The sequence below is a fragment of the Nocardioides sp. P5_C9_2 genome (assembly GCF_054049555.1).
The window spans coordinates 1-1557 of sequence record NZ_JBFUMD010000668.1 but is presented as its reverse complement, the minus strand read 5'-3'; the positions used below and the strand labels follow the sequence as shown (position 1 = coordinate 1557).

The 1557-nt window shown below is 70.8% G+C and carries 2 protein-coding genes; both read right to left on the bottom strand.

Features of this window, described 5'->3' with window-relative positions; translation table 11 throughout:
- Nucleotides 1-925 (bottom strand): hypothetical protein (locus ACXJKL_RS20835; protein WP_457208903.1); only part of this gene is annotated, 925 nt, incomplete at its 3' end.
- 112 nt (nt 926-1037) lie between these two features.
- A partial coding sequence (locus ACXJKL_RS20830; RefSeq protein ID WP_457208902.1) for an alpha/beta hydrolase fold domain-containing protein occupies nt 1038-1557 on the bottom strand: 520 nt, incomplete at its 5' end.

The following is a 1557-nucleotide window of genomic DNA, read 5'->3' as shown; positions in this document are numbered from 1 at the left end:
GGCAGACCATGGCGGCGATGAGCTTCGGGTAGCTGTCCGACGACTTGGCCGCCGACACCGTTCCGACGACGAAGCCCGCCAGGGCCAGGAAGAGGCCGAGAATCTCGATCGATCGAAGGAGGTTGCTCGCCACCAGGTCCTCCGCCTGCCGCACGCGGGCCTCCAGCCTCTCCTGCGAGTCGGCCACCTCACCAGCCAGGAACTCCTCCAGCGTGGCGACCTTGCTGAGCGCCTGGCGCAGCTCCTCGTGCAGCGACCTGCTGGCGCGGATGAGCTCTCGCTCCCGGACGTAGTCCTGGTGCACGAGGTTCTCGCCCGGCGGGAGCAGGGAGACGGCCCTGTCGACGGCCTTCATCGCCTCGGCGAAGTGACCCAGCTTCCGGAGGCATCCGGCCTTGCGGAAGTAGACGTTCGAGTCGTCCTCGCCCAGCTCGACCAGGTCGTCGATCAGGGCCATGCACGCCTTCGCGTCCTCGGGATCCTCGGAGAACCAGAGCGCGTGCATGCACACCTGCCTGGTCTGCCTGTTCGCGGCGGGGTCCTGCAGGATCCGATCGACCTTCACGTGCAGCGACGCGTCGGCATCCGCACTCTCGCCGAGAACACGAAGGGCCCGGACCAGGTCGTCGTCGACCCCGGCCTGGATCCATTCCCGGGTCAGTCGGGCGAGCTCGTCGAAACGGAAGTCGTACCGAAGGCTCTGCCCGTAGAACCACAGTCCGTCGAGGCCGTCCTCGACCGCCGGTTCGAGGGGGGCCACCTCGGCCACTCGTGCGGCCCAGGCGAGAGAGCTGACCGGCCCCCGTCGCGCCGTGCCGTGCACACCCATCTCGTCCAGACTCTTGGTGAGCGCGCGGTAGAAGTCGCTCCCGCGGTGCTCGTGCAGCAGATGAGCGAGCTCCGTGTCACCGAACCGGCGTTGCACCTAGTTCCTCCGCGCGATCGTCAGGGTGTCTGATGGCGCGCACTGTATCCGCCGAGCGACCCCGCAGCGCCGAGCACGCCGCGCCGGGCTCAGCGGCGGACCAGCGCCCCGCTCAGCGGCGGACCAGCGCCCCGAAGCGGGYGTTCATGTCGGCGACCGCGTCGGAGGCGGCCGTGCTGAAGGGGCCCATGTCCACGAAGCCGTGGATCATCCCGTCGTAGCGGACCTGCTCGACCTCGACGCCCGCGGTGCGCAGCGCCGCGGCGTACGCCTCGCCCTCGTCGCGGAGCGGGTCGAACTCGGCGGTGACCACCAGCGCGGGCGCCACGTGGGTCACCTCGCCGTGCAGCGGCGCGATCCGGTGCAGCTCGGCGGCCAGGTCGGTGTCGGCCGGGACGTAGTGGCCGCTGAACCACGCCATCATCCCGGCGGTGAGGAAGAGGCCCTCGCCGTTCTCGACCTTGGACGGGTAGTCCCCGACCCCGTCGGTGGCCGGGTAGATGAGGAACTGGCAGGCGAGCACGTCGCCGAGGTGCTGGGCGACCACGGCGGCCAGGTTGGCCCCGGCGCTGTCGCCGCCGATCGCGAGCCGGTCGTCGCCGCCGAGCTCGTCGAGGTGGGCCGCGGCCCAC